Annotated in this window: 1 protein-coding gene; it reads right to left on the reverse strand. The window is 67.8% G+C overall.

Annotation, left to right across the window (positions count from 1 at the left end; all coding sequences use genetic code 11):
- Window positions 1–212 precede the first annotated feature (212 nt).
- A partial coding sequence (locus B2R83_RS07520) for a winged helix-turn-helix domain-containing protein (RefSeq protein ID WP_292039861.1) occupies window positions 213–326 on the reverse strand: 114 nt, incomplete at its 5' end.

Genomic DNA, 326 nt, shown 5'->3' on the forward strand with positions numbered 1-326 from the left:
GCGCGCGCGCTCGGCCTCGGCGCGCAGCACGGTGGCGATCCACAGCGCCGCGCACAGGAGCAGCGCGAGGAGCGGCCAGACGAAAACGAGATAGCGGTTGGTGCGAGAAGCGGTGCGGACGGCGGCGTGGATGCTCATGCAGGCTGGGTCAAGGACGCAAAGTTGCCGCAAGTCTACTTAGCAAACATGTCATCCCGATGACAAGGCCTGCCTCAGGCCGCGGACAGCATGTAGCCGGCCCCGCGCACGGTCTTGAGCAGGGACTTGGCGCGTCCCAGCGCCTTGCGCAGGCGCAGTACGTGGACGTCCACGGTGCGCTGGTCGAG

It is taken from the genome of Massilia sp. UBA6681 (assembly GCF_002454935.1).
GTDB lineage: Bacteria > Pseudomonadota > Gammaproteobacteria > Burkholderiales > Burkholderiaceae_D > Telluria > Telluria varians.